The sequence below is a fragment of the uncultured Porphyromonas sp. genome (assembly GCF_915070105.1).
Taxonomy (GTDB): Bacteria; Bacteroidota; Bacteroidia; order Bacteroidales; family Porphyromonadaceae; genus Porphyromonas.
In genome coordinates this window covers 1-8031 of record NZ_CAJZFJ010000085.1, presented here as the reverse complement: position 1 = coordinate 8031, position 8031 = coordinate 1, and the positions used below count along the sequence as shown (strand labels likewise).

Genomic DNA, 8031 nt, shown 5'->3' with positions numbered 1-8031 from the left:
ACGTGGGTATACAGTTGTGTACACACGTGTACACTCATCCCTCCTAGGTAGGAGGCATTTGCTAGGCATATCTAGACTAGGATACAGATACTTCTATCTTCGGCCTATGCTCTTTGAATACCTTGCCCTCGCACTATGGTGATTTCATGCGTCAGCCCTGCCCTCTCCTTCGTCTCTTGTAGACACACCTATGATAGTTACTAAACGACTAAGCCATCTGCACATTAGGTCACTTTACCCATTCTCTCAACACCCCCTATTTCTAGGGAATTAGTATCTTTGGGGCTAGGAATATGCTCGCTTCACCCTAGTAGAACTAGAGGGGGGCGAGCCAATGGAAAAGAATAGAATACTTTATGTCCAAGCAACGTGGCTCTTGGCCCTTTGTCTTTTATATCAGCATCCTACTGATCGCGGTGGCTGCCCTATGGGGTACACTTCAGTCAGGGGAGCACTTAGTACCAGGAGGCTCTAGCTCCAAAAGCCAAGATACTCTCTCTCTCGTTACCGCCTTTTCAGACTTCCGATCCTCTGTATCAGACCATGTACAATCTACTATTGGACTACTCCTGCTACAGATACTAATCATACTGATCATAGCACGACTGATGGGATGGCTCTTTCGTAAGATGCGCCAGCCAGCTGTCATTGGGGAGATCGTAGCGGGGATTATTTTGGGTCCCTCCCTCCTTGGGCGTTTCTTCCCAGAGACCTTCAATGCCATCTTCCCTGCTTCCAGCCTTCCCAACATACAGCTGTTAAGCAACTTCGGACTGATACTCTTCATGTTTGCTATCGGGATGGAGCTACGACTGGGGGATATTCGCCGTCAGCTCAGAAGCAGTCTCATCATTAGCCACATTGGGATCTTCATCCCCTTTGGGCTCTCCCTCCCACTGAGCTATAGCATCTATACTCAATACGCTGCAGAGCATCCGGCTTTCACTCCGTTTGCACTCTTCATCGGGATCGCTATGAGTATCACAGCCTTCCCCGTGCTGGCACGTATTATACAGGAGAACAACCTATCTCGCACACGTCTCGGCAAGCTCTCTCTCTCGACAGCAGCAGCAGGAGATATCACAGCTTGGCTTATGCTAGCGGCCATCATAGCGATTTCGCAGAGTGGGAGTATCCTAAGCACAGGATACAACCTCCTCTTCTTGGTCGCCTACCTACTGGTTATGTTCGGGATCATCCGGCCTCTCTTCAGAGCGGCAAGTAAGGTGTACAACAACACCGAAGTCATCAGCCACGGCATGGTAGGGGTCATTTTCATCCTACTCCTACTCTCCTCGTATGTGACGGAGCTACTGAGTATGCATGCGCTCTTCGGAGCATTCATCTTTGGCCTCGTGATGCCAGAGGAACTTTCCTTCCGCAAGATCATCACAGATAAGGTAGAGGATGTCTCACTCCTACTCTTCCTCCCGCTCTTCTTTGTCTCTAGTGGACTACAGACCGAGCTAGGGCTAATCAGTGATGTGAAGATGTGGATCCTACTTGGGCTCTTCACCCTAGTAGCTGTTGTCGGGAAGGTTGGTGGTACCTATATCTCAGCTAGAGCCTGTGGGGAGACTCCACTTAATAGCATTTACTTAGGAGCTTTCATGAATACCCGAGGGCTCATGGAGCTGGTCGTTCTAGGTATAGGATATGAGATGAAGATCCTCCCCCCCGCTATTTATGCAGTACTCGTACTGATGACGGTCATCACGACAGTGATGACAATGCCCATGGTACATCTGATTAACTGGATAAAGGAACTCATAGGACACCGAGAGGAGCGACTAGATACCAACAACAAGCAACTAGGGCTCAAGGTCCTTCTCTCCTTTGGTCGTCCCATCACAGGAGCTACACTCCTGCGCTTGACCAACCAACTCTTATCTCGAGGGGATGTCCAACTCAACGTCACAGCACTACATATCACAACTGATGAGGATATCAACTCCATCGATGCTGACAAATACTTTGAGGATAACTTCCGCCCTATCTTGACTGAGGCAGATAAGCTCGCTCTCCCCCTCGAGACCGATCATCAAGTATCAAGGGACGTAGAGGGCACCATCCTCACCAAGCTTGTCGAAGAGAAGTACACTCTGCTCATTGTCGGTGCAGGTATACGCCTATCATGTGATGAAGAAGACCGCGAGGCGATGAGCATGCGTGAGCAGATGAGTCGTCGTATGGGCTCCTTCTCCGTGCGTACGACAGAGGCTCTACTCTCCATACATGGGATGCTACGAGACAAGATGACGTTCTTCATCAAGAAGGCTCCCTGCTCTGTAGGTATCCTCCTAAGCAGAGCCTTTGATACTCCTAAGAACATCATTCTCTTCCTTGCCTGCGAGGACGACATCCGTATGATCCCATACGCACGTACCATCACAGGCAATAATCGTGGGGAACTGCAGATCATCGCAGCCCCAGGACTAGACACGAAGAAAGCCATCCTACATAAGGGGGAGAAGATTCTCTCCGGGAGCTTCACTGAGCTCCCCGAGGGGTGTGACCTTGTGATCCTGAGCTATGAGTTGTGGAGCGACACCTTCGACCACAACAAGGATCTCCTACTCACCCTCCCCTCCACTCTCATTCTGAATCTCAAGTAATATATACGTACTAACCGCCCCAAGGGCACTACACAAATCATCTTATGACTAAGCTAGCAACGAATGACCCCTGGTTAAAGCCCTACGAAGAGCGTATCCATCGGCGGATGGAGTTCACCCGAGCCCGTGAGCGCTCCCTAACCCAAGGCGGAGATGTACCCCTCGAGCAGTTTGCCGACGGATACCTGCACTACGGTCTGCACCGAGATGAACGAGGATCATGGATCCTGCGAGAGTTCCTCCCTGGGGCACAGAGTGTCCATCTCATAGGCTCGTTCAATAACTGGCAGACGATGTCCGTATGGAAGCTCAAGCGTGTCGATGACTACGGGAACTGGGAGATCCAAGTCTCGGACAATGCCATACATCACGGAGACCTCTACCGCCTCTTCGTCCACTGGGGACATGGTAGTGGAGAGCGTGTACCGGCTTGGGCTACTCGTGTCGTACAGGATAGTGAAACAGGTATCTTCAGTGCACAAGTGTGGGCACCTGATCAGGAATATACGTTCAAGCATGCTCGTCCCTCGGGTAACGATGAGCCCCTGATGATCTATGAGTGTCATATAGGTATGTCCTCAGAGGAGGGGCGTGTCAGTAGCTACCGAGAGTTTCAGGAGCAGATACTACCACGCATCGTAGATCTAGGCTACAATGCGATCCAGATCATGGCTGTGCAGGAGCACCCCTACTATGGATCATTTGGCTACCATGTCTCTAGCTTCTTTGCTCCGAGTAGCCGCTTCGGTACCCCTGACGAGCTCAAGGAACTCATAGACACTGCCCACGGGTATGGGCTACGTGTCATCATGGATCTAGTACATAGCCATGCGGTGAAGAATGAAGTCGAGGGGCTAGCCAAGTACGATGGCTCACGTACCCTCTTCTTCCACGAAGGCCCTAGAGGAGATCACCCAGCTTGGGACTCCCTCTGCTTCGACTATGGACGCAACAATGTCATGCACTTCCTGCTCTCCAACTGTAAGTACTGGCTAGAGGTCTTCCAGTTTGACGGCTTCCGCTTCGATGGCGTATCCTCGATGCTCTACTACAACCATGGTCTAGGAGAGTCCTTCACCTCCTACGCAGACTACTTCAATGGGCATCAGGATGCCCACGCTATGGCTTATCTGACGATTGCCAATAAGCTTATCCATAGCGTATACCCTAAGGCCATCACGATAGCAGAGGAGGTAAGTGGTATGCCTGGGCTCGCCTCATGCATCGAGGACGGAGGCTTTGGCTTTGACTACCGCCTATCGATGAATATACCCGACTTCTGGACCCAGCTAATCAAGGAGCGTCCAGATGAAGCTTGGAGCCCAGGGGCGATCTGGTATGAGCTCACCAACCGCCGCGAAGATGAGCGGACGATCAGCTATGCTGAGAGCCATGACCAAGCATTGGTGGGAGACAAGACCATCATGTTCCGCCTAGCAGATGCTGAGATGTACTGGCACATGAGCCAGTCTAGCCGTACACTGACCATCGATCGTGCGGTAGCCCTACACAAGATGATCCGCCTCGTCACTGCAGGGACAATGAATGGAGGCTATCTGAACTTCATGGGGAATGAGTTTGGCCATCCAGAGTGGATCGACTTCCCTCGCGAAGGCAATGGCTGGTCCTACCACTACGCTCGCCGTCAGTGGAGCCTAGCAGACAACCCCGACCTACTTTATCATAATCTCAGGAGCTTCGACCGTGCTATGGTGCACCTCATAGAGGAGACCAAGAGATTCAATGAGCTTCCTCTGACGCAGTACTGGAGCCATGAGGAGGACCAGGTGCTCTGCTTTGGTCGTGGCGATCTCCTCTTCTTCTTCAACTTCCATCCCACAGCTGCCTATACGGACTATATGATTCCAGTCCCAGAGGGGAGCTATTCGATCGCACTCAACACCGACACCAAGGTCTTCGGTGGCTATGGTCTCGTAGATGACGAGCAGGTCTATACGACTCTACAACGAGATAATGGTGATGCTATCTCCGACGAGATTTCACTCTATCTACCTCCTCGTACGGCCCTCGTACTAAGACGTAAATAAGCATAGACACATAACAAAGAGAGCTTCTCACAAACTTCATACACATCATGAGTATTGATACAAAAAACGTCGCGATCTTTGCTGGCTCTGCATCCCTAGAGCTAGCTACTAAGATTGCAGAAGGCCTAGGCATTAGTCTAGGTGACATGGAAGTCGAACACTTCGCCGATGGCGAGTTCTCCGTCTACTACAAGGATAGCATCCGTGGCAAGGATGTCTTCCTCGTGCAGTCCACCTACCCATCCTCGGACAATATGATGGAGCTCCTACTGATGATCGATGCAGCCAAGCGTGCCTCCGCTCACTACATCGCAGCCGTCATCCCTTACTTCGGATGGGCACGTCAGGACCGCAAGGATAAGCCTCGTGTCTCGCTCGGTGCCAAACTCATGGCAGACCTCCTCGGCACCGCTGGAGTCACCAGACTGATCACGATGGACCTACATGCCGATCAGATACAGGGCTTCTTCAATGTCCCCGTAGACCACCTTTATGCCTCTACGGTCTTCATCGACTACCTACGCAAGACGTCCGACCTCGATCGTACCGTCGTCGCTACGCCTGACGTAGGGGGAGCTAAGCGTGCCAACTCCTACGCTAAGTTCCTCGGCGTACCCATGGTGATCTGTCATAAGAGCCGTGCTAAGGCTAATGAAGTGGCAGAGATGACCATCATCGGTGACGTGACGGGGAAGGATGTGATCCTCGTGGACGACATCGTAGATACTGCAGGCACTATCTGTAAGGCTGCAGACCTAATGATGCGCAATGGCGCCCGAAGCGTACGTGCTATCGCCAGCCATGCTGTACTAAGTGATCCTGCGACAGAGCGTATCGAGGCATCCTCACTCACAGAGATGATCTTCACCGACTCCATCCCTCTACGCAAGCACTCCGATAAGATACGTATCGTATCTGTAGCAGGCGTCTTCGCCGAGGCTATTAAGCGTGTGATCAACCACGAGTCAATTAGCATCCTCTATTCCCTCTAGGTGATCCCAATGGAGCTCCATCAACCTAGCCAATTGGGCTATATCTCCTAAGCTCCCTCCAGACACCTAAAACAAAGAAGGCCACACTATCCCTCCTCAGTGATAGTGTGGCCTTCTTCTTTATTCCCACTCATCCCTGTAACCTAAGAGCTCCCCCAGAGCTATTCTGAGGGGAAAGATACACTTAGAAGCTATTCCAAAAACAGAGACTTGACAACGTCCTATCCATCCCGCCAGAGGTGTAGCCGTAAAGCTGTCTTCTCTTCCTCCATCCCATCCTCCTCCACACAGACTCCGCAGCCTTCCCTCCCTCAATAAAGCAGTAGAGGCACCATAGCTATGGTGCCTCTACTGCTTTATTTGAGTGTAACCTTTGGGATGTGGTTACTCCTTGGGGAGCTCCTCGAAGTCTACATACTCATCCGTGGAGGAGCGCTCAAACTTCCTTGCCTCGATTGTATCTAGCTCTTGCTTCTGACGGGATCCAAAATCTGCGCCAGCATCATCTTGCCTATTCGTCCCCGTCCGCTGACCTTGCCTGTAGTCTCGCTGAGCAGAGCCATAGCCTCGTGACGAAGAAGCCTCGTCCATACGTCGCTGTACACGCCTCAGGATACGGCTGAGTAACCAAACCTGAATACGTGCCCTAAAGAACCACAGTACCCAGACTATGAGTAGAAATATGAGAAGTTCGCCCATTATCGTCTCTTTATTAGTAATACATACTCCTCTCGGAGCAAAGAGCGTGCCAAACTACCCTTCCTTAGCAGGAAGTAGGGAGAGGAAGATATAGACGATGATCGTAAGGCTACATCCAAACCAGCCCTGAGTAGCAATAGCTACGATGGCTACGACCACGAGTAGGATCTGTCGCCAAAGGGTACGTAGGGGTGCCTTCTTCAGCTTGAATGAGAACATCGGCAGGTCACTCACCATCAGCCCCGAGAGCAGTACTGCCAGCACGAGGTAGGTAATGAGAGTCAGCTGGGTACCGATCATGAAATGGATGCTCTCTAGGGCAAAGGCTGCCCCGATCCAAAAGAGAGCATTGGATGGCACTGGGAGACCAAGGAAAGACATCGTCTGCCGCTCATCATTATTAAACTTAGCTAGACGAAGGGCAGCAAAGGCTGGGACAATAAAGATCCCATAGGCCAGAGGGCTCCCTCCTGAGAGGTTACTAAGTCCCAGATAAGTGAGTAGCGCAGGAGCGACACCGAAGCTCACGACATCTGCCAGTGAATCTAGGTCTTTCCCAATAGGACTAGTCACACCCAAAGCTCTAGCCACAAGCCCATCAAAGAAATCAAAGACGGCAGCCAGTACGATACACCATGCTGCACACTCTAGGTTCTGCTCCTTCAGTGTATAGACGATAGAGAAGACCCCCGAGAGAAGGTTAGCGCAGGTGATCGCGTTAGGGATATGCTTCTTGATACTCATTATGTAGTCTTGTTAGCGAGGAAGGGTAGCTATGTCGGTAATGTTTCCCTTGACACGCTGACCCACCTTGACATGAACTTCGCTACCGAGGGGGAGGTAAAGATCCACACGAGAGCCAAACTTGATGAAGCCAAGGTTCTGATTGATATTGACCTTCTGCCCTACCTCGGGATAGGTAACGATACGGCGAGCAATGGCTCCTGCTACCTGACGCACGAGGACAGGGTCTCCAGCTTCGTTGCGGATGACGACGGCAGAACGTTCGTTGTCGGTGCTGCTCTTGGGCAGGTGAGCGGAGAGGAATCGCCCCGGAGAGTGAGAGACGTGCTCAACGACCCCGTTGCAGGGGATCCAGTTCACGTGCATATCGAAGACATTCATGAATACCGAGACCTGTAGGCAACGTGTCCCTAGGATCTGCGTCTCATCGACCTCTTCGATGACGACGATACGACCATCAGCGGGACAGACGATCTCCCGAGAGCCATCAGAGTGCTTGCGTGGCTCGTAACGAAAGAAGTTCACCACAGCAGCAAAGAAGATGATCGAGAGTAGAGCTGGGATCACAGTAAAGGCGCCTGCATAGAGTGCGATAAAAGCATTGATACCGATCAGGCCTATTGCAAATCCGATGAGAGGGCCGTAACCCTCTTTGTGTAGTCGCATATTGAATTTATATTACTTGGGCAGTGTAAGTAGACCCACAAAAGTAGCAAAAAATACGCACTTTTCCCCTTTCTGTGCATATCTTGCCTAGGGCCGACGCATGAAATCCCTCCAGTGCGAGAGCAACGTAGTCAAGGTGCATACACCCAAGATAGAAGTATCCATGTCCTAGCTGTAGACATACCCAGCATATACCTACTACCTAGGAGGGGTGAGTATACACGTGTGTACACAACAGTATACCCACGTGTACACAACTGTATACAC

General features: G+C 51.3%; 6 protein-coding genes. 3 read left to right on the top strand and 3 right to left on the bottom strand.

Features of this window, described 5'->3' with window-relative positions:
• Nucleotides 1–356: 356 nt before the first annotated feature.
• From QZ554_RS07650 to QZ554_RS07640, 3 genes are read left to right on the top strand one after another with little or no spacing between them, the layout of a single operon-like run.
• Complete coding sequence (locus QZ554_RS07650; protein ID WP_297195581.1) at nt 357–2615, top strand: cation:proton antiporter; 2259 nt, start codon at nt 357–359, stop codon at nt 2613–2615.
• 44 nt (nt 2616–2659) lie between these two features.
• Nucleotides 2660–4663, top strand: a complete 2004-nt coding sequence (locus QZ554_RS07645) for an alpha amylase C-terminal domain-containing protein (protein ID WP_297195579.1) — start codon at nt 2660–2662, stop codon at nt 4661–4663.
• A gap of 47 nt (nt 4664–4710) precedes the next feature.
• Nucleotides 4711–5655 (top strand): ribose-phosphate pyrophosphokinase, encoded by a 945-nt coding sequence (locus QZ554_RS07640; RefSeq protein WP_297195577.1) that lies wholly within the window; start codon nt 4711–4713, stop codon nt 5653–5655.
• Nucleotides 5656–6039: 384 nt separating this feature from the next.
• Here the strand turns inward: QZ554_RS07640 and QZ554_RS07635 are convergent, their stop codons facing one another.
• From QZ554_RS07635 to QZ554_RS07625, 3 genes are read right to left on the bottom strand one after another with little or no spacing between them, the layout of a single operon-like run.
• Nucleotides 6040–6354 (bottom strand): DUF4834 family protein, encoded by a 315-nt coding sequence (locus QZ554_RS07635; protein WP_297195574.1) that lies wholly within the window; start codon nt 6352–6354, stop codon nt 6040–6042.
• Nucleotides 6355–6408: 54 nt separating this feature from the next.
• Complete coding sequence (gene pssA, locus QZ554_RS07630) at nt 6409–7098, bottom strand: CDP-diacylglycerol--serine O-phosphatidyltransferase (protein ID WP_297195573.1); 690 nt, start codon at nt 7096–7098, stop codon at nt 6409–6411.
• A gap of 12 nt (nt 7099–7110) precedes the next feature.
• Complete coding sequence (locus tag QZ554_RS07625) at nt 7111–7764, bottom strand: phosphatidylserine decarboxylase family protein (RefSeq protein WP_297195571.1); 654 nt, start codon at nt 7762–7764, stop codon at nt 7111–7113.
• Nucleotides 7765–8031 lie beyond the last annotated feature (267 nt).

Bases quoted from the DNA above. Each gene is read 5' to 3' on its own strand.
- QZ554_RS07650 (WP_297195581.1), top strand. From the start codon at position 357: ATGTCCAAGCAACGTGGCTCTTGGCCCTTTGTCTTTTATATCAGCATC.
- QZ554_RS07645 (WP_297195579.1), top strand. From the start codon at position 2,660: ATGACTAAGCTAGCAACGAATGACCCCTGGTTAAAGCCCTACGAAGAG.
- QZ554_RS07640 (WP_297195577.1), top strand. From the start codon at position 4,711: ATGAGTATTGATACAAAAAACGTCGCGATCTTTGCTGGCTCTGCATCC.
- QZ554_RS07635 (WP_297195574.1), bottom strand. From the start codon at position 6,354: ATGGGCGAACTTCTCATATTTCTACTCATAGTCTGGGTACTGTGGTTC.
- pssA (WP_297195573.1), bottom strand. From the start codon at position 7,098: ATGAGTATCAAGAAGCATATCCCTAACGCGATCACCTGCGCTAACCTT.
- QZ554_RS07625 (WP_297195571.1), bottom strand. From the start codon at position 7,764: ATGCGACTACACAAAGAGGGTTACGGCCCTCTCATCGGATTTGCAATA.